The sequence below is a fragment of the Shewanella acanthi genome, assembly GCF_019457475.1.
GTDB classification, from domain to species: Bacteria; Pseudomonadota; Gammaproteobacteria; order Enterobacterales; family Shewanellaceae; genus Shewanella; species Shewanella acanthi.
Window position 1 is genome coordinate 2,387,189 of sequence record NZ_CP080413.1, and the last position, 21,826, is coordinate 2,409,014.

21 protein-coding genes are annotated in these 21,826 nt (G+C 46.4%); 12 read left to right on the forward strand and 9 right to left on the reverse strand.

All coding sequences use genetic code 11. The features are described from left to right. Positions 1-43: 43 nt before the first annotated feature. On the reverse strand, positions 44-673 hold the full coding sequence (locus K0H61_RS10385; protein WP_220049117.1) for a class I SAM-dependent methyltransferase: 630 nt from the start codon (positions 671-673) through the stop codon (positions 44-46). Between the two features lie 93 nt (positions 674-766). Here K0H61_RS10385 and K0H61_RS10390 point away from each other — a divergent pair, with 93 nt between their 5' ends. Both K0H61_RS10390 and K0H61_RS10395 read left to right on the forward strand, forming a co-directional pair. Next, a complete protein-coding gene (locus K0H61_RS10390) occupies positions 767-1,327 on the forward strand; it encodes an LON peptidase substrate-binding domain-containing protein (protein ID WP_220049118.1) in 561 nt (186 codons plus the stop codon). Between the two features lie 662 nt (positions 1,328-1,989). Beyond that, complete coding sequence (locus tag K0H61_RS10395) at positions 1,990-2,163, forward strand: hypothetical protein (RefSeq protein WP_220049120.1); 174 nt, start codon at positions 1,990-1,992, stop codon at positions 2,161-2,163. A 570-nt stretch (positions 2,164-2,733) separates the two neighbouring features. On the opposite strand, the gene K0H61_RS10400 is transcribed toward K0H61_RS10395, so the two are convergent. Continuing rightward, the gene (locus K0H61_RS10400; protein WP_220049122.1) at positions 2,734-3,657 is read right to left on the reverse strand and encodes a pyridoxal-phosphate dependent enzyme; all 924 of its coding nucleotides are present in this window, start codon (positions 3,655-3,657) and stop codon (positions 2,734-2,736) included. A 253-nt stretch (positions 3,658-3,910) separates the two neighbouring features. On the opposite strand from K0H61_RS10400, the gene K0H61_RS10405 reads away from it, so the two are divergent. After that, complete coding sequence (locus tag K0H61_RS10405; RefSeq protein WP_220049123.1) at positions 3,911-4,321, forward strand: YccF domain-containing protein; 411 nt, start codon at positions 3,911-3,913, stop codon at positions 4,319-4,321. Positions 4,322-4,432: 111 nt separating this feature from the next. Here K0H61_RS10405 and K0H61_RS10410 read toward each other — a convergent pair whose 3' ends face one another. From K0H61_RS10410 to K0H61_RS10425, 4 genes are all read right to left on the reverse strand, one after another. Beyond that, a complete protein-coding gene (locus K0H61_RS10410) occupies positions 4,433-5,350 on the reverse strand; it encodes an alpha/beta fold hydrolase (protein WP_220049125.1) in 918 nt (305 codons plus the stop codon). Further along, a complete protein-coding gene (locus K0H61_RS10415; protein WP_220049126.1) occupies positions 5,350-6,432 on the reverse strand; it encodes a M14 family zinc carboxypeptidase in 1,083 nt (360 codons plus the stop codon). The genes K0H61_RS10410 and K0H61_RS10415 overlap by 1 nt, the downstream gene beginning before the upstream one ends. Before the next feature lie 120 nt (positions 6,433-6,552). Further along, a complete protein-coding gene (locus tag K0H61_RS10420) occupies positions 6,553-7,320 on the reverse strand; it encodes a substrate-binding periplasmic protein (RefSeq protein ID WP_220049128.1) in 768 nt (255 codons plus the stop codon). Between the two features lie 260 nt (positions 7,321-7,580). Beyond that, complete coding sequence (locus K0H61_RS10425) at positions 7,581-9,293, reverse strand: AMP-binding protein (RefSeq protein WP_220049129.1); 1,713 nt, start codon at positions 9,291-9,293, stop codon at positions 7,581-7,583. A gap of 233 nt (positions 9,294-9,526) precedes the next feature. Between K0H61_RS10425 and K0H61_RS10430 the strand changes: the two genes are divergently transcribed. Together K0H61_RS10430 and K0H61_RS10435 are read left to right on the forward strand one after the other, a co-directional pair. Beyond that, the gene (locus tag K0H61_RS10430) at positions 9,527-9,988 is read left to right on the forward strand and encodes an EVE domain-containing protein (protein WP_220049131.1); all 462 of its coding nucleotides are present in this window, start codon (positions 9,527-9,529) and stop codon (positions 9,986-9,988) included. Between the two features lie 103 nt (positions 9,989-10,091). Beyond that, the gene (locus K0H61_RS10435; RefSeq protein WP_220049132.1) at positions 10,092-10,466 is read left to right on the forward strand and encodes a hypothetical protein; all 375 of its coding nucleotides are present in this window, start codon (positions 10,092-10,094) and stop codon (positions 10,464-10,466) included. 180 nt (positions 10,467-10,646) lie between these two features. Here K0H61_RS10435 and K0H61_RS10440 read toward each other — a convergent pair whose 3' ends face one another. After that, on the reverse strand, positions 10,647-11,561 hold the full coding sequence (locus tag K0H61_RS10440; RefSeq protein ID WP_220049134.1) for a LysR family transcriptional regulator: 915 nt from the start codon (positions 11,559-11,561) through the stop codon (positions 10,647-10,649). Between the two features lie 236 nt (positions 11,562-11,797). On the opposite strand from K0H61_RS10440, the gene K0H61_RS10445 reads away from it, so the two are divergent. Continuing rightward, positions 11,798-12,958, forward strand: a complete 1,161-nt coding sequence (locus K0H61_RS10445) for a homogentisate 1,2-dioxygenase (RefSeq protein ID WP_220049135.1) — start codon at positions 11,798-11,800, stop codon at positions 12,956-12,958. Between the two features lie 188 nt (positions 12,959-13,146). Next, on the forward strand, positions 13,147-14,187 hold the full coding sequence (gene hppD / locus K0H61_RS10450; RefSeq protein ID WP_220049137.1) for a 4-hydroxyphenylpyruvate dioxygenase: 1,041 nt from the start codon (positions 13,147-13,149) through the stop codon (positions 14,185-14,187). 113 nt (positions 14,188-14,300) lie between these two features. Here hppD and cysM read toward each other — a convergent pair whose 3' ends face one another. Beyond that, the gene (cysM, locus tag K0H61_RS10455; protein WP_220049138.1) at positions 14,301-15,179 is read right to left on the reverse strand and encodes a cysteine synthase CysM; all 879 of its coding nucleotides are present in this window, start codon (positions 15,177-15,179) and stop codon (positions 14,301-14,303) included. Between the two features lie 234 nt (positions 15,180-15,413). Between cysM and cysP the strand changes: the two genes are divergently transcribed. The 5 genes from cysP (at position 15,414) to K0H61_RS10480 (ending at position 20,322) form a co-directional block, all read left to right on the forward strand. After that, a complete protein-coding gene (gene cysP, locus K0H61_RS10460) occupies positions 15,414-16,421 on the forward strand; it encodes a thiosulfate ABC transporter substrate-binding protein CysP (RefSeq protein ID WP_220049140.1) in 1,008 nt (335 codons plus the stop codon). Positions 16,422-16,583: 162 nt separating this feature from the next. Then, positions 16,584-17,429, forward strand: a complete 846-nt coding sequence (gene cysT / locus K0H61_RS10465) for a sulfate/thiosulfate ABC transporter permease CysT (RefSeq protein WP_220049141.1) — start codon at positions 16,584-16,586, stop codon at positions 17,427-17,429. A 9-nt stretch (positions 17,430-17,438) separates the two neighbouring features. Next, on the forward strand, positions 17,439-18,305 hold the full coding sequence (cysW, locus tag K0H61_RS10470) for a sulfate ABC transporter permease subunit CysW (protein WP_220049143.1): 867 nt from the start codon (positions 17,439-17,441) through the stop codon (positions 18,303-18,305). Next, complete coding sequence (locus K0H61_RS10475; protein WP_220049144.1) at positions 18,302-19,444, forward strand: sulfate/molybdate ABC transporter ATP-binding protein; 1,143 nt, start codon at positions 18,302-18,304, stop codon at positions 19,442-19,444. The genes cysW and K0H61_RS10475 overlap by 4 nt, the downstream gene beginning before the upstream one ends. Before the next feature lie 254 nt (positions 19,445-19,698). Continuing rightward, the gene (locus tag K0H61_RS10480) at positions 19,699-20,322 is read left to right on the forward strand and encodes a LysE family translocator (protein WP_220049146.1); all 624 of its coding nucleotides are present in this window, start codon (positions 19,699-19,701) and stop codon (positions 20,320-20,322) included. A 108-nt stretch (positions 20,323-20,430) separates the two neighbouring features. Here K0H61_RS10480 and K0H61_RS10485 read toward each other — a convergent pair whose 3' ends face one another. Beyond that, positions 20,431-21,789, reverse strand: a complete 1,359-nt coding sequence (locus tag K0H61_RS10485) for a GNAT family N-acetyltransferase (RefSeq protein WP_220049147.1) — start codon at positions 21,787-21,789, stop codon at positions 20,431-20,433. Positions 21,790-21,826 lie beyond the last annotated feature (37 nt).

The window sequence follows — 21,826 nt, forward strand, 5'->3', positions numbered from 1 at the left end:
AGAACAACAAATGAGGTCCGTACCGCCCAAGTGGCTAACTGATTCAGTAGGATGCTCCACCCAAGCGCAGGGTTTTCTGCGCTAAAATCATCCCGCCGAGCCCCAAAATATTGCGCTCACAGATTATCAACATCCCTGCTTCCCTAAGCTCAGCCAAAAACTCACCGTGATTAAACCGATTCTGCTGCGGATGCTCAAATAGTCTACGACTGATGGGATTACAGATAGCTGCGCGGTATAAATCCTCCACCACAAAGTAACCATCGGGTTTTAAAATTCTCACGACTTCCCGGATGGCTTGCTGCCAATCGGGCACATGGTGAAACACAGCAAAATTAAATACTGCATCAAAGTGTGCGTTTTCAAAGGGTAAACGGGTCGCATCTGCCACTGAGAAATACAATCCCTTATTAGCATTCTCCGTTTTCCAGCGCACTTTCGCGGCTTGCACCATGTCAGGATCGAGGTCTACAGCGGTAATTGAATCAGCACCGAAATGATGGCGAATCAACTGGATACCATTACCAAACCCACAGCCAATCTCCAGTGCCTGTTCAATATTGGCCATAGGTTTTGGCATCATAGACGTCAGTAATGGGGCTTCGATGTGATTTTGGATCCAAAAACGTATCGGGTGCTGCACCAATTTCTTTTCGAATTGGTTTAACTTCATAACATCCTCTTTCCGAGTCGATTAGTGCTTGAAAATGGCTACAACATTTCGCTATGTTCTTATCATATCCTGCTCAATAATGCCGAGGCCAGTATGAAGTTACCGCTCTTTCCTTTACCTATCTGTCTGTTACCAGAGGGGTTTACACAACTGCGAATATTTGAGCCAAGATATAAACGCTTAGTCGCTGAGTCCCTCAAATCCGCAGAAGGCTTTGGCCTATGCATGACCAGCGAAGACGGCAAACAGATCCTGCCGATTGGCACGATAGTGCATATCATCGACTTTGAAACTTTAGCAGATGGCATGCTTGGGGTCAGTATTCAAGGCGGACAACGCTTTACTTTTTCCGATGTCATGATTGAAAGCGATGGCCTAAAACGTGCCGAGGTGAGCCCACTTGAAAATTGGCCTGCCTGTCCTATTAAAGCAAAGGATCGTTACCTAAGCCGAATGCTGCAAAATATTCTTGAAGAGTATCCCAAACATCTACAACATTTTGATGTCAATAAATTTGAAGATATTAGCTGGGTATGCCAACGTTGGTTAGAGATCTTGCCGGTTCGACAGGAGGAAAAATACACTTGTATCAATTCGTTAGATCATCAATTAACCTTGGCACTGCTTGGCGATATGATGAAGGAAGAAAGCTAATTCAAGCTCGATATTATTCTAAAATAAAAGGTAAGTGAAAACTAAAAATAAACAGGCTTAAATATGGATTCACTTTCAACTCAATTTGTAGATATTAAGATCCGAATCGATCTCTATAAACACGCACTTTAAGCATTTACCCTCTGTTTTAAATAACATATGTTTAATTCGGCATTTCGCCCACATATATCGAACAAGAAAAAAACAAAAAAATAACATCAAACTATTTCAAACAGATTAAAAAATAAACTTGCCAACGGATTGTTTGCTGATATACTGCACATCGTTTTGAGATACATCTTGTTGTTACCCTCTTTAATCAGTGTGCGATATACCAGCAGAACTGAACCTCACAAAGAAAGCCTACTACAAGCAAAACCCCAGTTTAAATAGCATCTTAATGAATTTACGGTCCGGTCAAATCATTAATTATACCGACGTCATTGTATTGTCATCTTGTTATGTTTAACTGGCTAAAATGAGATATTCCATTGACACAATCGCTTTTATGCATTAATTATCAATAGGAAATCCCTTGAATACCCGTTAAATGATGGGTAATCTCAAAAATCATAAGTAACATCTTTCGCAAGTATGCTAAGGATATTTTATTGTTAAAACTTTCTCACCTATGGGTGAATTAATATAAAAGGAGTGTGACTATGTCATACAAATTTAATGGACATGAAATCACAGTAAACTTCCCTGTGGATTCTATTTCAGTTAATAAAACTTCCATCGCGTTTACCGATAGACAAGGTAAAAACAAACAGACCTTTTCTAAACGCACTGAAGCCCTTAATTTTATGAAATGGTTGTTAACGACCAATAAATAAAATGAATCCGCTTTAGTGGATAAAGCGATATAAATTTAGGTGATTGCGGTCTTCATTTTCCTCGCCATGCCGAATACCTAAGCTACAAATAGCAAGTCTGAAATCGCACTGCTATATCCTGTCGAATAGACAATCAAGTTTGGTTCTGGCGGTATCTAAATCACGCAGATACGTGCCGAACCAAACGTAAAATACCCATCCTGCTAAAATCAATTGCCTTTCAAAGAGTGTTATCTTAATGCCCCATCTATGGTGAGTATCCACCATCATGACAAACACAGCTGTTTGATGGAAATGCAGCTATGAATAGTCCTGATTGAACAACACATCCCATTTACCCAAGCCGCTGCATAGATATACCAAGGTAATTGTGATGGCTAGCTGAAAAACAAGATGGAGCTGCTTGAGACTGAACACAGTGACTGGGCAAAGCTCAAGTGACCGAGTTGGGTGAAAGACCTCAAAGAGTAAGATAACCTAACTATCCCCCATAAGCTGTTCAGGCGATATAAATTAATACCTCAAGGCAGAATTTAGTATTATACAGAAACAACTCTCTGCTTAAGCGACTTAACCAAATTTGCGCTGATAACGCGGCAACATGGTTTCGTTACCGAGCAGTCCTCCCTGATGAAGGTACAAGATGGGACTGTGAAGATCTGCCCTCAGATAAGATTCAAGCACTAAAAAACCGAGGGGATCATAAAGCAGCTCAAATTCGATCCCTTGGGCACAAACACGCCTCCACATGGCGTAAAATTCGGCATAAAGCTTACCAAAATGGTATTTTTTCCCCGTATTTAACACCACGGGATGCAGGGACTCATTGGAGTTTAATTGTAAAAACTGAAAGCGAAGATAGTCATCGCCTCCCACTGCAGCGCAGGTCAGTACTCGGATATCCGAGCCATTTTCAATAAAATATTGATTCAGAAATAACGCAGTCGTCCCTGTCCCAGAGGGAAAAAATACTTTTAATTTCGACAATGCATGTACTTGTCCCCAGTGAATAATTTCTGCGCCCAGTTTATCGAGTCCGTATTTGGCATAACTGCATCGGCCACCTTCTGGAATAAAGAGCGCATTTGGCTCATTAACAAGCACCCGTTGCTGAATATAATCCTCGCATCGCCACTTGTGTGACTCACCGGATTCGATAAGTTGTTGCTGCAAATCAATCACCCGAGCGCCTTGGGCTAATGCGTGGGCGTAATTTCCACTGGGATTTTCACGAATATGACTAGCAATATGGTCAACATAAAAATCACATTGCCAGCCCTTCATCTTCGCCAATACAGACAGAGAATAGAGTGAGTTGGCTTGGGCCGAGCCATACCCAATCACCTTAGTCACGCCATCAAATTGATGGTCGAGAAAATAGGCAAACTTACGAGCCTTGTTACCACTGAAACCAGGATGGAGCAAATCGTCCCGTTTAATATAAAGTTGCCTATTCGCAAACTGAAACGATTCGACAGGGCTCGTGGCAAACATCTATATCCTTTGGAGTTTTAGCCTAAAGAGCCATAGTGTATCCCTTGAACCTATGACCCTCAAGATTTAAGAAATTACACGACTTTTTAGTGTAAATGACCAGTCAGCAACCAGTGCAACAATATATCTTATTGAATTGTAATGTTTAAAATCTTGGCACGGTTATCGCTATATTGATTCAGCACTATTATGCATTCACCATTTGATCAGACTAAAGATTTGAAGAATTACCCACTTTCTAAAGGAGCGTTACATGCCAGTACTTCGCCTTATTTTTAATATTGCTTGGTTTATCCTTGGCGGATTTGTGATGGGACTAGCCTGGTGGTTAGCGGGCATCCTCTGTTTTATCAGCATTATCGGTATCCCCTTTGGACGCGCCTGCTTCGTTATCGGAGAGTTAGCCTTCTGGCCCTTTGGACAGGAACTGGTTAATCGTCGCCAATTAACAGGCCATGAAGATATTGGCACAGGAGCCTTTGGCATGGTCGGTAACATTATTTGGTTCCTACTATTTGGCATTTGGCTCGCGATTGGCCACTTAGTTCACGCCCTCGCCTGCTTTATCACCATTATTGGGATCCCATTTGGTATTCAACATATCAAGTTGGCGCTATTAAGCCTGACTCCTATTGGCCAAAAAGTCATTGCAAAAGCCTATTAAAATACAGGGCACGGTTTGGCGTGAATGCCCTAACGTGCCATGCTAGCCAATGAGTTGAATGTTTGCCCGACTGACAACAGAGGCCGTGATTTCGCATTCCTCTGCCAGTTATTAACTTGGCTCTAACTCCAACTCACGCCCTTGAATATCCTCAAGCAAGTTTTGCTTACCGGCGAAGCCATCAATGCTTGGCTCCCCTTGGTTATACCCACTTGTGATATTCGCAAGGCAATGGGCTAACTTGGCCGGAGCATCGATAGTCACATCGTGCCCGCAGTAGGCAAGCACTATAGGTTCTAACTTATAATGACGAGCCAAGGCGTTACTGGCTTTGATATTCACCAGTGAATCCCTATCACCACAGAGCACACTGACAGGCACCTTAAGTGCGTCAGGGCATTGATACTTAAAAGCAGCCCAAAGCTGGCGAAGTGCATTGTTAAACTTAGGCTTCAATTCCCCACGTAACTGACTCCAGTGAGCAATTAACTCATTATTATGCTGATGACGACAGCTCGTTAACCTGATGATGGTTGACTCTATAGGATGAAGCCTATCACCCCGCCTACGCAGTAAAAAAGCAGTTAACGAGTTGATAAGATTAAATCTGTGATACCAAGGAGACAGATTGGCGGCACTGCTATTTAGCAGCACTAAATGTTTGATGAGTACAGGACGCTGACGCGCCATTTCGAGTGCCACCATGCCGCCCATAGACAAACCAAGTAAATAAATAGGCCCAACATTTGTATCGCCAACCCGTGCAGTATCCGCCATATTGCCGCTCTCGCGGTAAGAGTCAGTCAACTCTATACCGCTTTGAGGAACGGCCCCCTGTTCTTCAAGCTGTTGCCAAACCGCAGCGCCATAATCAGCGATATTGAGTGGGCTCAATTCCCCATACAATTCCCCATTTCCGGGCAAGTCTGGCGTCACCACCCTAAATCCCCTTTGCCTTAATCTTTGGTCAAAACCGTTCCAATGACGCTTATCCCGCATCAATCCCCGCAATAGCACCCAAGTTGCCATCAGGTTTTCTCCCGATACCAGAACTGTTTGGCCGCGAAGGTTAAGGCGTCTAAACGTTCGGTGGTTAATTGTTCTAATTCCCGCGCATAGGCAGCTTCCATTAAAAACTGCATTAAGACTGTGTGCCTGCGCAAAATTCGATGATGTCGGTGTGTTTTTTGTGGGTTAAAAAACCCAGCAAAATTGAAAACTTGTCTTGGATTTTTCTTAATCCACGCCCATGAGCCCATCTCTAAGGTCAAAGGTAAAAAGGGGATCCTCGACAGTGACGAAAGGCGTTGATGCTGACAAAACAGGAAATCCCAAATATCGCCGTGGGTACGATAAAATTGGCTCTGGGGAGCAAGGCGATAATGCAAATGATGTGGATAGCTTGCCTCAAATAACTGCTTGAGATGGAAGATGATATTTGCGTTCTCGAAGGGGGCGCGGGTGTGGGCGTAGGGAAACCAGATATGATCGCTAAGGCCAAATCCCGAGTGAGCATCGAGTGAAATTAAACTCGAACTTCGATTGAGAAGTTGCTGTACGTATTTCACCAGCGCGGTGGTCTCCTGCTCCATCTCGCTCTGTCCACGAAACCAAGGTAAATATGCCGACCATTTCTGCCCACCCACAAGAAAAGACACTCTTTCTTGGGATTCAATCGGGGCATTTCGCATTAAATCCACATTATTGCCATTCCCACGACTGCCAAGGAGTAAGCCCACGGGATTCACCACAGGCACAAAGGCAAGGCGGATCCTCATCAGCAAATGCTGCAAATGCGTGTCCCAATGTAATCGCACAAGCAGACTACTCAATAGCGCTAAAATCACTTGGGTGCCAATCCGCTCAACGCCGTGAACACCACCGACAAATAACACCGTTGGACATCTTTGATGCCGAGCACCCAGTTCAATTGAGTAGAGGGGAAATTGTGCTTTTTTGTAGCGAATATGGGTCAGCACTTGGCAATCGAGCTGCGCTCTATGTAACTCAATCAACCGCTCAAGAGAGGCTAATTCGAAGGGGTATTCTAAGGGCAAAGATGGACGTTCAACGGAACATTCTCGCAGCGATTCAGGGGGCAATTTAGGCATATCATCCCAGCTAACAAAATGAAAACATTGAAAAGCTGGTAGAGATAGTAATGCGAGACTAAGACAAATTTATGACACTGACGCCAGGGAGTTAGAAAAGTTAAGGACTCTTGTAAGGTGTTATTTTAAAGATGATTTGACCTGTTCTTCCTCGCCAAATAATAGCTCCTCCATAATGGCTTCTACATCGACTTGCGCCAAACCTTGGTTGAAAATATCCCGCCAGCGTCTTCCCTCCTCTGTGTTATTGAAGGCAACGTATAACTGCTTATCCGCCAGTAATTGACGATTCATTTGCAGCCGGTTGACGAGGGATTTAAGATCCTGCTGCTTAAGCAAATAATTGAACACATGCACATCAATCACCGCCCCATCGATACGCCCAGCCGCAACCTTCTTGATATTTTGCTCATCTGAATTCACGGTTTCGACAGTTTGCACTCCCTTGGCAATCATGGCATCAAGGTGCCCGGTGTTGACGTAGTCTTTGACTACACCCAAGGTATAACGATTGAGATCTTCAATATGGTTCCAACTAATCGGATGTTCCTTCAGTTCAATCAGGCCCAATGGCCCGCGGCCTATAGGGTTAGAAAACACGAAGGCTGAGGTTTCAAAAAAGTATTCGGGAAGATACCCTATATATTCTGAATGGGGCATTAAGGCCACTTTTACCGCGCGGCTCCAGGGAAAGAACTCCACCTCCAGTTGATGCCCCATGCGCTCAAATGCGACTCTTGCCACGGCGATACTCGCGCCCTGCTGAGCCAATTTTTGTCCTGAATAGGGAGGCCAATAGAGTGTAGAGAGCTTTACGGTTTCCGCCCGGGCCTGAGTTTGTAAGCATCCTACAACACAGCAAAGTATCAGTACCCAGCGCGTTCCCATATCACTCCCAATCTCACCTTCTGCATGAGCCCAATGACTAAATAATGTAAGCTTGCCAAATGGATAGCGTATTACTCAGTATAATGCTACAAACCTAAGCTTAACTTTAAAATGTGGCCTCCTCGGCAATGCCAATATTTTTTCGTCTTTAATAGTCTGTTTTTACATGATAAAAAATCCCCCAAGTAAAACTTGGGGGATGAACAAGTCACACACGGGCTTTTGCGTTAACTTTCGCATAATCAAAGGCGGTTGCCCGGTTATGCATTGATATCCTCATACAACTCTTGGTACATCAGCTCACGCATCTTAAATTTTTGAATTTTACCCGTCACTGTCATTGGGTACTGTTCCACAAACTTGATGTAACGTGGCACCTTAAAGTAGGCAAATTTTTGGGTCAGGAAATGCCGCACCTCATCCTCTGAAATGGTTGAACCGCTTCGCACCTTAATCCAAGCACAAACCTCTTCGCCGTATTTATCACTATGCACCCCAAAGACAGCCGCATCTTGAACATCGCTTAAGGTGTAGAGTTTTTCCTCAATCTCCCGCGGGTAAATGTTCTCGCCGCCGCGAATGATCATATCCTTGATGCGACCAACGATTTGCACATAGCCTTGCTCATCCATTTGGCCTATATCGCCCGAGTGTAACCAACCCTCGCTATCGATAGTGGCTGCGGTCTTTTCGGGATCATTCCAATAGCACTGCATAATGCAATAACCTCGGCTGCAGACCTCACCGGGTTGATTGATGGGCACCACGTCGCCAAATTCATCGACAATCTTCACTTCGGTATGGGGCAGTGCGCGACCAACAGTCGATACCCGTTTCTCAATCGGTGAATCAATTTCAGTAATATGGTTAAGCGGGCTGCACTCGGTCTGGCCGTAGCCAATGAGGACTTCCTTCATGTACATCAGGTTTTGTACTCGGCGCATCACTTCCTCGGGACAGGTGGCCCCCGCCATGACACCTGTTCGAAGAGAACTCAAATCAAATTCACTAAATTGTGGATGTTCAAGCTCGGCAATAAACATGGTCGGCACACCATGAAGTGCGGTGCAGCGTTCCTCTTCCACCACTTGCAGCGTCGTTAAAGGTTCAAATGCCTCAGATGGAAAAACTGCGGCAGCGCCCGCCGCGATACAGACTAAATTACCCAGCACCATCCCAAAACAATGATACAAAGGCACCGGAATACACAGTTTATCGTGGCAGCTAAAATTCATTGCTTTTGCCACTAAGTAACCGTTATTCAATATGTTATGGTGGGAGAGCGTCGCGCCCTTGGGATTACCCGTTGTGCCTGAAGTGAATTGGATATTGATGGCATCATAGGGACTTAATTCCTTAGCGAGATTGTTTAGCCTTGCCCTGTCCTCACTTTCTACCGTCAGTAATAGATCATCAAAGTTCAGCATACCCTTTGATTTTTCAGCCCCCATGCGAATAACAAACTCTAGCTCAGGTAAGGCTGGCGACTTTAGCTTACCCGCTTCACAAACATGTAATTCGGGGGCTAATTCGTACAACATCTGCAGATAGTGGCTAGATTTAAATTTCTCGGCACAAATTACCGCGCGGCAGCCCACATTCGTCAGGGCATATTGCAGTTCTTCGGGGCGATAGGCGGGATTAATACACACCATAATGGCGCCAATTTTGGCGGTGGCGAACTGAGTTAAACACCATTCAATATTATTGGGTGACCAAATGCCTACCCTATCACCCGGCTTAATACCGAGTTTGAGTAGACCCGTAGCGAGGGAGTCAATCTGCGCCTGATACTGCCGGTAATTCCAACGAATATTTTGGTGTTTAACCACCACGGCCAATTGCTCAGGGTAACGAGCAGCAATCTCATCAAGATATTGGCCTATGGTTTTTTCGAGTAATACGCTTGAGTTTTCCCCACTGAACTCACTGTATGATAATGATTGAATAACTTGAGCTTGTAATTGTGACATCGAGGCCTCCGTGCATTTTTATTATGATTTACCACTTCAACCTACCCAATCCGTAGACGGTGTCACAAGCTAAAAAGCAGCCTATTAGACCAAAGCATAAGTCGCACGATTGCCCGTAAACATTTAACAAGACGCAATTAATTGGCAAAAATGGACAAAAAACGAACTTAGGATGCACTGCCAAAATAAGGTAAACTCAACAAATTGAATAAGTAAAAACAAAAGGAATAAGCATGAATTATTGGCTAATGAAATCGGAGCCCGATGAATACAGCATCGACGATCTGCGCACTGCCCCAAACCAAACAGAAATGTGGCATGGGATCCGCAATTATCAGGCCCGTAATTTTATTCGCGACGATTTACGCATTGGTGATTTGATTTTTTATTACCATTCCAGCTGCAAGGTACCTGGCGTGGTCGGGATTGCAGAAGTTACAAGTGAAGCCTTTCCTGATCCAACACAATTTAATCCCGAGTCACCCTTTTATGATCCTAAATCCACAACAGAAACACCACGTTGGATGAGTATCGATATCCGCTTTGTCGAAAAATTTGAGGATGTTATCCCACTCACTCTAATCAAGAGTAAGCCTCACTTAGCGAACATGTACCTGGTTTCAAAGGGGTCACGCCTGAGTGTGCAACCAGTGACCGCCGAAGAATGGCAAGCTGTGCTAATGTTAAAACGCTAATAAATCATACGACCCACTGATATTCACCACTGGTGACGTTCAGCTAAGGTTCATTTAGGCATGAGTATTGTGACTCTGAAATGGAACATCTACGGGAGCAATTATGAAGAAATCAACGGCAGTGATTATCGGTGGCTTAGTACTGAGTTTAGTTGCCCCGATAACGTCTTTTGCGAAAAATGAGCGTGAACACGAGCACGACAAGCACGATAAGTACGAAAAACATGACTCGGATAGACGAGGCGATTTACCCCCTGGACTTGAGAAAAAATACGACAAGGGTAAGCCATTACCACCCGGTTGGCAGAAAAAACTCAATCGCGGCGACATTTTAGATTACGACATCTATGACCGTGGCCGTATTGTCGTCCCCGTTGATAAAGACGGTCGTGTCAGTATCGAAGTCGAAGGTTCCATCATTAAGCTTGATGAAAAGAGCCGTAAAATCCTAGATATAGTCAATGTAGTGACCTACTAAGCTGACACTATTCATCAGAAACGCCCGCAATCGCGGGCGTTTCCTTTTATAGTGTTCGCATCTACCAGTCACCTTAAAAAGCTATCCAATCCTACAATGGATCCAGTCTTGGTTGCGTGCTCTTCGATAGTTAATATCAAATTAGCAACCGGTGTCCATCATCAATCAGGACCGTTAATCCTAACCTAACCCAACACCCTTAAAGGATTGGGCTTTGGCAAACTCCTCTAAAATCAACTCAGTAAACAATTTACCCGCGCGGCCTAGGGGACGTTCAAGGGTTGAAACCAGTTGTGGCGTAAAACGATAGCGACTTCCTCCGACAAAATCGATTTCAACTAGCTCACCGCTTGCAAGTTCCTCCTGGGCCAGAAAATCCGGCAACCAACCAAAGCCAAGTCCCTTTAATAGGGCGTTCTTTTTCATGATAAAGCCCGAGAGATAAAACACTTTATCGCCGCCAAATTGCATCTCATCACGATAGCTTTTCACCGGCGATGAATCCTCAATGGTGAGTTCAACGTGCTGCTGTAATTCGGTGAGGCTGATATCGGTCTGTGTCGCTAGCGGGTGCGTTGCACTCGCCACCAAAATACTGGTAATCGGCGGCAACGGCTGCGGATGATAATAGGGCCCTGTGCGATAGTCCTTTACTAACATCAAGTCGGAATTATCCCGCTCAAATCGGTGCTGCACCCCGCCTAAAAACTCCATATTCAGCTGAATCTTGGTGGGGATTTGATGCTCGGCCATGCGCTTTAGGGCGGTCATAATCGGCTCCATCGGCAGCGCGCCATCGATAACCAACTCCAGTTTTGGCTCCCAGCCTTCGCTGAAACGACTGGCCAAATGCTCAATATTGGCAAGATGCTGTAGTAGCCTTTGCCCCTCTGCCAGAATCACCCTGCCCTCATTGGTTAACTCGGCGCGATATTGTTCTCGGCTAAATAATGGCACCCCAAGGTGCTCCTCAAGTTTCTTCACTTGATAGCTCACCGCCGATTGCGCTTTATGTAAACGCTCGGCAGCCTTGGCAAAACTGCCTTCTTCTACAAGCACTTGCAACACATTGAAGGCATCAATATCGATGCGCATAGGGATTCCTTAGCATAAATAACAGTGCCCTTGCAGGCGCTTGAAAATGTCACGGAAAAACTACGAAGCGTAAAGCTGTTAATACCATCTATTTTTTTGATGGAGATAACAGATTAATTATTCTTTTTTTTGTTCATTCAAGCAACTAAATTGATAAGAGGATCACACTAATGCAACTTGCAACATAACAACTCGCGATGTAGGGAAACCTGCAGTGCAACATCGAAGGAATAACCATGCCATTTTATGTGAAACAAGGCCAAGTACCCCACAAGCGCCATATCGCATTTGAAAAAGAAAACGGTGAACTCTACCGTGAAGAACTGTTTTCAACCCATGGTTTCTCCAACATTTATTCGAATAAATACCACCACAACATGCCAACTAAGGCATTAGAAGTGGCGCCCTATTCACTTAAGCATGGCGCGCAGTGGGAAGATTCGTTAGTTCAAAACTACAAACTGGATTCTCGCGTCGCAGACCGCCAAGGTAATTTCTTCAGCGCCCGTAATAAGATCTTTTTTAACAATGATGTGGCGCTCTATACCGCAAAAGTGACGCAAGATACCAACGAGTTTTACCGTAACGCCTACGCCGACGAAATCGTGTTTGTGCACGAAGGTGAAGGCACGCTTTACAGCGAATATGGCACCTTAGCCATTAAAAAGTGGGACTACTTAGTTATCCCTCGCGGCACAACTCACCAGCTAAAATTTAACGATTACAGCAATGTACGCCTGTTCGTGATTGAAGCCTTCTCTATGGTTGAAGTGCCTAAGCATTTCCGTAATGAATACGGCCAATTATTAGAATCTGCCCCCTATTGCGAGCGCGACATCCGCACACCAGAGTTGCAGGCAGCGATTGTTGACCGCGGCGCCTTCCCATTAGTGTGTAAATTTGGCGATAAATATCAGCTTACCACCCTCGAATGGCACCCATTCGATCTCGTGGGTTGGGACGGCTGCGTTTACCCATGGGCGTTCAATATCACCGAATACGCACCAAAAGTCGGCAAAATCCACTTACCGCCTTCGGATCACTTAGTGTTCACCGCCCACAACTTTGTGGTGTGTAACTTTGTGCCGCGTCCATACGACTTCCACGAGCGCGCCATTCCAGCGCCTTACTATCACAATAATATCGATAGCGATGAAGTGCTTTATTACGTAGACGGCGACTTTATGAGCCGCACCGGCATCGAAGCGGGTTACATGACCCTACACCAAAAGGGCGTAGCACACGGCCCACAACCAGGCCGCACCGAAGCGTCTATCGGTAAGAAAGAAACCTATGAATATGCAGTGATGGTCGACACCTTCGCCCCACTGAAATTAACCGAGCATGTGCAAAATTGCATGAGTCAGGATTACAACCGCTCTTGGATTGAAAACTAAACCTTATCTAGCAATAGAGAGGTTAGTCATTCACCCAAGTCAGCCAACTCGCTCAAGTGGCTATTGATTTCGTCATCAAAGAATCAATTGCTTAAGCAATAGCCACTTAAGTCACCATTTAGCCAGAATTATGTCAACAACGGCCATTAAGTGACTGCGAGTTCAAATAAAACAATGAGGAATACACCATGGCAAGCGAACTCAACCCACTGGGCCTGTTAGGAATCGAATTCACTGAATTTGCCAGCCCAGACACGGATTTTATGCACCAAGTCTTTATCGATTTTGGTTTTTCATTGCTGAAAAAAGCCAAGAACAAAGACATTCTGTACTACAAACAAAACGACATTAACTTCCTGCTGAATAAAGAACGCACTGGTTTCTCTGCGGAATTTGCTAAGTCACACGGTCCAGCCATTTGCTCTATGGGCTGGCGCGTAGAAGACGCAGGCTTTGCCCATCGCGTTGCTGTGCAACGTGGTGCAAAAGCAGTTGAAGATGCAGCGAAGGACCTGCCCTACCCAGCCATTTACGGTATTGGCGACAGCTTAATCTATTTCATCGACACCTTCGGCGCCGACAACAACATCTACACCAGAGACTTTGAAGACCTAAGCGAGCAAGTGATCACCCAAGAAAAAGGCTTTATTGAAGTCGATCACTTAACCAATAACGTCTACAAAGGCACCATGGAACATTGGGCCAACTTCTATAAAAACATCTTTGGTTTTACCGAAGTGCGTTACTTCGACATCAGCGGTGTCCAAACAGCGCTAGTATCTTATGCTCTGCGCTCGCCCGATGGCAGCTTCTGTATCCCCATCAACGAAGGTAAAGGCAACGATAAAAACCAAATCGATGAATACCTGAAGGAATACAATGGTCCAGGCGTACAACACTTAGCGTTCAGAAGCCGTGACATTGTGAAATCATTAGATGCGATGGAAGGCAGCTCCATCCAGTGCTTGGATATTATCCCTGAATACTACGACACCATTTTCGACAAACTGCCACAAGTCACCGAAGACCGTGAACGCATCAAGCACCACCAAATTCTGGTGGACGGTGACGAGTCTGGCTACCTGCTGCAGATCTTCACTAAGAACCTGTTTGGCCCAATCTTTATCGAAATCATTCAACGTAAGAACAACTTAGGTTTCGGTGAAGGTAACTTCACCGCCCTGTTCCAATCGATTGAACGTGACCAAATGCGCCGCGGCGTACTGTAAGTCAATGCGTAAAGAAGCCAATAAATGACAACGCACCATTGGCTTAGGAACAAACAAAAACGGTACGCAATGCGTACCGTTTTTGTTTGTCTAATTTGTGAATAAACGAGCGATTAAGAGAAAAGTCCAGACGACAGATAACGGTCGCCCCTGTCACACACGATTGCCACTACCACAGAGTTAGGGTTCGTTCGCGCCACTTCTACCGCAGCAAATACGGCGCCGCCGGAACTTACGCCCGCACAAATGCCTTCCTCACGAGCTAAAGTGCGCGCCATCTGCTTGGCATCCTGCTCCTCAATATCCATCACCACATCGACTCGGCTGGCATCGAAAATGCCCGGTAAATATTCTACTGGCCAGCGGCGAATGCCTGGGATAGAACTGCCATCGGCGGGCTGTAACCCCACGATAGTGATAGCAGGATTTTGGCCTTTCAGGTATTTCGACACCCCCATAATGGTGCCCGTGGTGCCCATACTGGAGACAAAGTGGGTCATCTTACCAAGGCTTTGCTGCCACAACTCAGGCCCTGTTGTTAAAAAGTGAGCATTGGCGTTATCATGATTATTGAATTGATCCAGCACTTTGCCTTGGCCATCGGCCTGCATTGCTAGGGCTAAATCCCGCGCCACTTCCATATTATCCACCAGCAATAACTCGGAGCCGTAGGCCTGCATCGCATCCTTACGCTCTTGGGTCGAGTTCGACGGCATGATCAGGATCATCTTGTAACCCTTGATCGCCGCCGCCATCGCCAGTGCAATACCCGTATTGCCACTCGTCGCTTCGATTAGGGTGTCACCTGGGCTGATTTCACCGCGAAGCTCGGCCTGATTAATCATATTTAGCGCAGCACGGTCTTTCACCGAACCCGCAGGATTATTCCCCTCGAGCTTTAAAAGTACGGTAGAGCTACCGCAATCGATTCGCTGTAAACGCACTAATGGCGTTTGGCCAATACAGGCTTCAATGGTTGGAAAGTCAGACACTCGGTTTTTCCTTTACTTGATAACGACCCAATAATACTTAACAACAACAGTTAAGCACTAGACTATTCTAAGGGGGATAGCTAAGGCTTACACGGGGATTATGATCTTCAGCATACAATTAATCGCTCATAGTTATTCAAAAAAGTTCTATTTAACTGTCTTTTTATAAATAAATTCTTCTATTAATCTATTTGCTATAACAACTAACGCAGTTGCCAGACTAAGGAATGTACTATGCCAGTAAAATTGACCAAAGCCCTGCTGGGAACCCTCTTTCTGGGAACCACGCTCAATGTTGCCGCAGCGGATCAAACCCTGTTGAACTCTTCATACGATATCGCAAGGGAACTGTTCAACGCCTATAACCCTGTTTTTGCTAAACACTGGCAGGAACAAACTGGCAAAACCGTTGAAATTAAACAATCCCATGCGGGGTCATCGGCTCAAGCACGTTCTATTCTGCAGGGGTTACCTGCCGATGTGGTGACCTTTAACCAAGTGACCGACGTACAAATTCTGCATGACCGCGGTAAGTTGATCCCCGAGAACTGGCAACAACTGCTGCCCAATGCCAGCTCGCCATACTACTCAACCATCGCGTTTTTAGTGCGTAAGGGTAACCCTAAGCAAGTGAGCGATTGGGGCGATTTGGTTAAAGATGATGTTAAATTGGTGTTCCCAAATCCAAAAACCTCAGGCAACGCCCGTTATACCTACTTAGCCGCCTTAGGTTATGCCCAGAAAAATTTTGGCAAGGATAATCAGGCATCTCTTGATCAATTCCTCAAAACATTCCTTGGTAATGTGGCAGTATTCGATACCGGTGGTCGTGGTGCAACGACTTCATTCGTAGAACGTGGCATTGGTGACGTATTGATCACCTTCGAATCAGAAGTGAACAATATTCGCCAACAATACGGTGCCGATGACTATCAAGTTGTAGTACCTAAAACCTCTATCCTTGCCGAGTTTCCTGTGGCCGTGGTGGAGAAAAACGCCAAGCGAAATGGCACCGAAGCACTGGCAAAAGAGTACTTAAACTACCTTTACAGTGAGGAGTCCCAACGTCTGTTAGCCGGTTTCAACTACCGCGTGCACAACGAAAAAGTGGTAGCTGAATTTGCTAAGCAGTTCCCAGCGGTTGATTTGCTGACCGTTGAGCAAATTATTGGTGGCTGGGATAATGCGATGAAATCCGAGTTCGCCAACGGCGCCAAACTGGACCAACTATTAAAGCGCTAATCCCAATGGTGGTTCAGGCTTAAAATCAAACCCGGGCACCGTCCCGGGTTTATGGCTAAATGGCGTTTATAAAACGCTGGCCAAGGTGCAATTGCCTAGATTGACTCAATTAGCTAACTCATTTAACTCGCTAACACGACTAACTTTATAGGTGAATATTTAGTGATCTTTAAGAACGGACGATTACGCCACAAGCGGGTGCTGCCGGGGTTTACCATCAGTCTTGGGATTTCCCTGCTGTTCGTCAGCCTTATCCTGCTGCTCCCCACAACCGGACTGATTATGCAGACCAGTTCCATGAGCTGGTCCGAATATTGGGGCGTTATCAGCGATCCCCGTGTGGTAGCAAGTTATAAAGTCACCATTTTGTCTGCACTTGCCGCATCGATTTTTAACGGCCTATTTGGTTTACTCCTCGCCTGGGTGTTAGTGCGTTACGAGTTTCCTGGGAAACGCCTCCTCGATGCGTTGGTCGATTTACCCTTCGCCCTACCGACGGCGGTAGCCGGGATTACCCTTGCCACCCTCTATGCCGAAAATGGCCAAATCGGCAGTGTACTCGCCGAGCTGGGCATTAAGGTCGCCTATACGCCGCTGGGTATTGTAGTGGCGATGATTTTTACCAGTATCCCCTTTGTGGTGCGCACAGTGCAGCCCGTGCTTGAAGAGCTCTCCAACGATGAAGAAGAAGCGGGCATGACACTTGGCGCGACCGACAGCACCGTCTTTTGGAAGGTCATTTTACCTTCGCTTTGGCCTGCGCTAATGGTTGGTATCGCACTGTCCTTTACCCGCAGCCTAGGTGAATTTGGCGCGGTAATTTTTATTGCCGGCAATATGCCCTATATCAGCGAAATCACCTCATTGATGATTTTCGTTAAATTACAAGAATTTGATTTTGCTGGCGCTAGCGCTATCGCATCAATAGTGTTAATGACATCCCTGATGTTATTGCTGCTGATCAATATCTGGCAGGCGCGCTATTTGCGCCGTATTCATGGACGTTAAGGAGCAAGCATGAGTTCATTTAAACCCTTGAGGGTTGGCGAATCGCCCCTTATCAAATGGAGCCTGATTAGCCTAGCGCTATTCCTCGCGGTGCTGATGCTACTAGTGCCACTGCTCAGTATTTTCCAGCAGGCCTTTGCCAATGGCTGGCAGCAATACATTAGCCATTTGAGTCAAAGCGATTCACTGCATGCCATTGGTTTAACCTTGATTGTTGCCGCTCTGACGGTGCCGATTAACTTAGTCTTTGGTGTAATGCTCGCTTGGAGCGTTACCCGCTTCGAGTTCCCTGGTCGTAAGTTACTCATTACCCTAATTGATATCCCGTTTGCGGTATCGCCGGTTGTTGCCGGTTTATTGTATCTGCTGCTCTATGGTCAAAGTGGTTGGCTGGGGTCATGGCTGTTTGAGCACGATTTACAAATCATGTTTGCTTGGCCCGGCATTTTGCTGGTGACAATCTTTGTGACCTGCCCCTTTGTCGCCCGTGAGCTTATTCCCCTCATGCAACAGCAAGGGCCATCGGAGGAGGAAGCAGCCGTTATCCTCGGCGCTTCTTGGTGGCAACTGTTTCGACGCGTCACGCTGCCCAATATCAAATGGGCGCTGATTTACGGTGTTATCCTCACCAACGCCCGCGCGATTGGTGAGTTTGGTGCGGTAGCCGTTGTATCTGGAAATATACGCGGTGAAACCAACACCTTACCCTTGCATGTGCAATTACTTTACGAGGATTATCAGGCCGAAGCCGCCTTTGCCAGTGCGTCATTATTAGCCCTGATTGCACTGTGCACCTTAGTGCTTAAAGCCGTAGTTGAATGGCGTCAAGAACGCAGTTTATCCGCCAATGATAATAAAGAGCAGAGTCCAGTATGAGCATTCGTCTTAGTAATATTTCCAAAACATTTGGACAGTTTCAGGCGCTATCCCCCCTCAGTCTTGATATCCAAGAAGGGGAAATGATCGGTCTGCTCGGCCCTTCGGGTTCGGGGAAAACCACCCTGCTTAGGATCATCGCAGGCCTTGAGGGCGCCGACAGTGGCCAGATCCATTTTGGCAATCGCGACGTGACCCAAATCCATGTGCGCGACCGCCGCGTAGGCTTTGTGTTCCAAAATTACGCCCTGTTCCGCCATATGACGGTGGCCGATAACGTGGCCTTTGGCCTCGAAGTCATGCCGAAAAAACAGCGCCCCTCAGCGGCTGAAATTCAAAAGCGCGTCGCCCATTTACTCGAAATGGTGCAGCTTGGCCATTTAGCGCAGCGCTACCCAGAGCAACTTTCTGGTGGTCAAAAACAACGTATTGCCCTTGCCCGTGCATTAGCAACTCGCCCCGAAGTATTACTGCTCGATGAGCCCTTTGGTGCACTCGATGCTAAGGTACGTAAGGAGCTTCGCCGCTGGTTACGCGCCCTGCACGATGAGCTTAAATTTACCAGCGTGTTTGTTACCCACGATCAGGATGAAGCCTTAGAGCTCTCCGATCGCGTAGTCGTCATGAGCAATGGTCATATCGAGCAAATCAACACCCCAGTTGAGCTGTATGCCCAACCCAATAGCCGTTTCGTATTCGACTTTTTAGGTAACGTTAACGTGTTTGAAGCCGATTGGCAGAACAATCGCTGGCGCAATGGCGAGGCATTTTTAGTGCCGCCGGATGAGGCTGAATTCAAGCAAAATGGCGCTATCTATGTGCGCAGTCACGAACTCGCCTTGGCCGATAAACCGAACAGCCAGGCGCATCTGCCCTTCGAGATAGTCGCGATTAATCCGATTGGTGCCGAAGTGCGATTAGAACTCTCGCCTCGCGGTTGGCAAAGTGAGGAATTGTGGGAAGCTACTTTCACTCACCACCATCTGCAGGAGTTAGGACTGCAAAAAGGCAGTGTGGTTTACGGCACACCGCGCACGGGTTATTTCTTTAGCACCGACAAGGCCGCTAAAGGTGACGGTGCACCTGCGCGTCTCCACTGGCCATTCCTGCCACCGGGCAGCTTAGCCTTTGATATTTAATGAGTGAGGTTGATCATTTAGCACTGAGTTGATACAGAGCCAATCACTCGATGATTGGCTCTGCTTCGATTTCAGGCAGTAGATTTGCTGAAAATTGACCCATTGGCGAAATGAGTAATTTTCTTTACACTAACGCCCTCTACGAAGGCGCAATACGTTTTGCCTTAGCAAGGCGTGTAACATTGCAAAGTACTTAAATTCGCGAATCGTTTGATAAAACTCATCTAAATCCGTCATTAATATAGAAGTAAACCATGCCAGATTTTGCCTTACTCGCCGTGTTTATCCCGACTTTTTTCTTTGTTTCCATCACCCCTGGCATGTGTATGACACTCGCCATGACCCTTGGCATGAGCATTGGTGTGCGCCGCACGCTGTGGATGATGATTGGCGAGCTTGCTGGGGTGGCGCTAGTGGCCACCTTAGCCGTCATGGGTGTTGCTAGCATCATGCTTAATTACCCAGAAATCTTTCAAATTTTTAAATGGGTGGGTGGCATTTATTTAGCCTATGTGGGCGTGCAAATGTGGCGTGCCCGCGGTAAAATGGCCGTAGTATCAAGTGATGACAACACACCACGCGCCAGTAACTTTGCGCTGATGTCACAGGGTTTTATTACCGCGATTGCCAATCCTAAGGGCTGGGCCTTTATGGTGTCTCTGCTGCCGCCCTTTATCAATACCGACAGAGCCGTTGCACCGCAATTACTGGCGCTGCTGAGTATTATTATGGTGACCGAATTTAGCTCTATGCTTGCCTACGCCAGTGGTGGCAAGAGCCTAAGATTGTTCTTAAGTCGCGGCAATAATATCCGCTGGATGAACCGCATTGCCGGCAGTCTGATGATTGCCGTCGGCATTTGGTTGGCGGTGAGCTAAGGTTCAATAGATAAATCGACTCACCTATAATTTGAGTCCATGAACAAATTGAGCCATCACATTAATTAAGCCCGCTATCTGAAACAGAGGTGGGCTTTTTTATTAGTGTTAACAGCTGACTTTATAGGGAAGCGCACCTCGCATCTCTTCCATATACACCCGCATCTGCTCGGCTTCATCAAGGGTGAAATCGGCAATCGCGTCCTTAAAGCCTAAGTGGGCAATATTGTGGTAGGAATACATAGGCACAGGTTCAAAACCGCGTAACACCTTATGCTCCCCCTGCGCGCCCGCATCGAACAGCTCAATCCCATGCTCGATACAATATTGAATACCTTGATAATAACAGGCCTCAAAATGTAGTCCTTCAAGCTCGACCGTAGTGCCCCAATAGCGACCATAAAGGCAGCTTTGCCCCGCATCATTTCGACCAATAAAGTACAGCGCACCGGCAATCATCTCCCCTTTTGTATTCTTTACAACCAAGAGCACAATTTGTTTAGGCATTGCTGCGAGTAACTGCTCGAAAAAACGTGGGGTTAAATAACCTCGATGTCCAGAGCGTTTAAGGTAAGTCAACTGATAACAGAGCATAAAACGTTGCCACTGCTCAGGCTGAATGTGCTCACCTTTGACAAAGCTAAATTCAAGGCCACTGGATTGCAGCATCGAGCGCTCCTTATGGATATTTTTACGTTTACGGGAGGTAAGCGCTGCTAAAAAATCCTCAAAACCTTGATAGCCCCTGTTGTGCCAATGGAACTGAGTGCCCAGACGCCTTAGCACGCTGTGGCCCGAGTGTTCAAAAATCCCTTGCTGGTTTGGGCTAACGAATAGACTGTGCCAGGATGAAATGCCCTTTTGATTCTTCCTTTGCACTATGTGCTCCACTTGCTCACCCGGCTCTCTGGATTCTGCTTGAGTAAATTGACTATCAAGCACTTGCAGCAACAGCTTCACCATTTCGCGCTGCTCGCCTTCAGATAAACTTGCCGCAAAGCCAATACGTTTGCCCTGCACTGGCGTAAAAGGAATCGCATTAAGCCATTTAGGATAATATTCAATGCCATGGCGCTCATAGGCCTGAGCCCACGCCCAATCGAACACATACTCGCCGTAGGAGTGGGACTTTTGATAAATGGGCATCACAGCTAAAAGGGGCAAGGCTGCAAACTCAGTGGCATCGAGCGGGCTCAAGGTCACTGCATTTTCTAGCAGCTTTGGCTCTTGCGACTCGAGTTCCAGACCCTTTGGCTCTTCGATGCCTAATCCTGTGAGCTCTGACGCATCAAATACGCACAAATGCCTTGGGATCCAGCCTGTTTTAGCGCAGGCCGAACCGCTGTCTTCGAGGGTATGGATGAACTCATGGCGCGTAAAAGGATTATCCTCCCCCATCAGCGCATTCCAACGGGCAGGCTTAATACTGGCAACACCAGAGGCTAAGGCAACGATTAGGGGCTTCATCGGATAAATCCTGTCCTTTCAAGCATAAATTAGCTGC

Bases quoted from the DNA above. Each gene is read 5' to 3' on its own strand.
- K0H61_RS10405 (WP_220049123.1), top strand. From the start codon at position 3,911: ATGCCAGTACTTCGCCTTATTTTTAATATTGCTTGGTTTATCCTTGGC.
- K0H61_RS10440 (WP_220049134.1), bottom strand. From the start codon at position 11,561: ATGCGCATCGATATTGATGCCTTCAATGTGTTGCAAGTGCTTGTAGAA.
- K0H61_RS10395 (WP_220049120.1), top strand. From the start codon at position 1,990: ATGTCATACAAATTTAATGGACATGAAATCACAGTAAACTTCCCTGTG.
- K0H61_RS10475 (WP_220049144.1), top strand. From the start codon at position 18,302: ATGAGCATTCGTCTTAGTAATATTTCCAAAACATTTGGACAGTTTCAG.
- K0H61_RS10425 (WP_220049129.1), bottom strand. From the start codon at position 9,293: ATGTCACAATTACAAGCTCAAGTTATTCAATCATTATCATACAGTGAG.
- K0H61_RS10435 (WP_220049132.1), top strand. From the start codon at position 10,092: ATGAAGAAATCAACGGCAGTGATTATCGGTGGCTTAGTACTGAGTTTA.
- K0H61_RS10415 (WP_220049126.1), bottom strand. From the start codon at position 6,432: ATGCCTAAATTGCCCCCTGAATCGCTGCGAGAATGTTCCGTTGAACGT.
- cysP (WP_220049140.1), top strand. From the start codon at position 15,414: ATGCCAGTAAAATTGACCAAAGCCCTGCTGGGAACCCTCTTTCTGGGA.
- K0H61_RS10390 (WP_220049118.1), top strand. From the start codon at position 767: ATGAAGTTACCGCTCTTTCCTTTACCTATCTGTCTGTTACCAGAGGGG.
- K0H61_RS10485 (WP_220049147.1), bottom strand. From the start codon at position 21,789: ATGAAGCCCCTAATCGTTGCCTTAGCCTCTGGTGTTGCCAGTATTAAG.
- hppD (WP_220049137.1), top strand. From the start codon at position 13,147: ATGGCAAGCGAACTCAACCCACTGGGCCTGTTAGGAATCGAATTCACT.
- K0H61_RS10400 (WP_220049122.1), bottom strand. From the start codon at position 3,657: ATGTTTGCCACGAGCCCTGTCGAATCGTTTCAGTTTGCGAATAGGCAA.
- K0H61_RS10420 (WP_220049128.1), bottom strand. From the start codon at position 7,320: ATGGGAACGCGCTGGGTACTGATACTTTGCTGTGTTGTAGGATGCTTA.
- K0H61_RS10480 (WP_220049146.1), top strand. From the start codon at position 19,699: ATGCCAGATTTTGCCTTACTCGCCGTGTTTATCCCGACTTTTTTCTTT.
- K0H61_RS10410 (WP_220049125.1), bottom strand. From the start codon at position 5,350: ATGGCAACTTGGGTGCTATTGCGGGGATTGATGCGGGATAAGCGTCAT.
- K0H61_RS10430 (WP_220049131.1), top strand. From the start codon at position 9,527: ATGAATTATTGGCTAATGAAATCGGAGCCCGATGAATACAGCATCGAC.
- K0H61_RS10385 (WP_220049117.1), bottom strand. From the start codon at position 673: ATGAAGTTAAACCAATTCGAAAAGAAATTGGTGCAGCACCCGATACGT.
- K0H61_RS10445 (WP_220049135.1), top strand. From the start codon at position 11,798: ATGCCATTTTATGTGAAACAAGGCCAAGTACCCCACAAGCGCCATATC.
- cysW (WP_220049143.1), top strand. From the start codon at position 17,439: ATGAGTTCATTTAAACCCTTGAGGGTTGGCGAATCGCCCCTTATCAAA.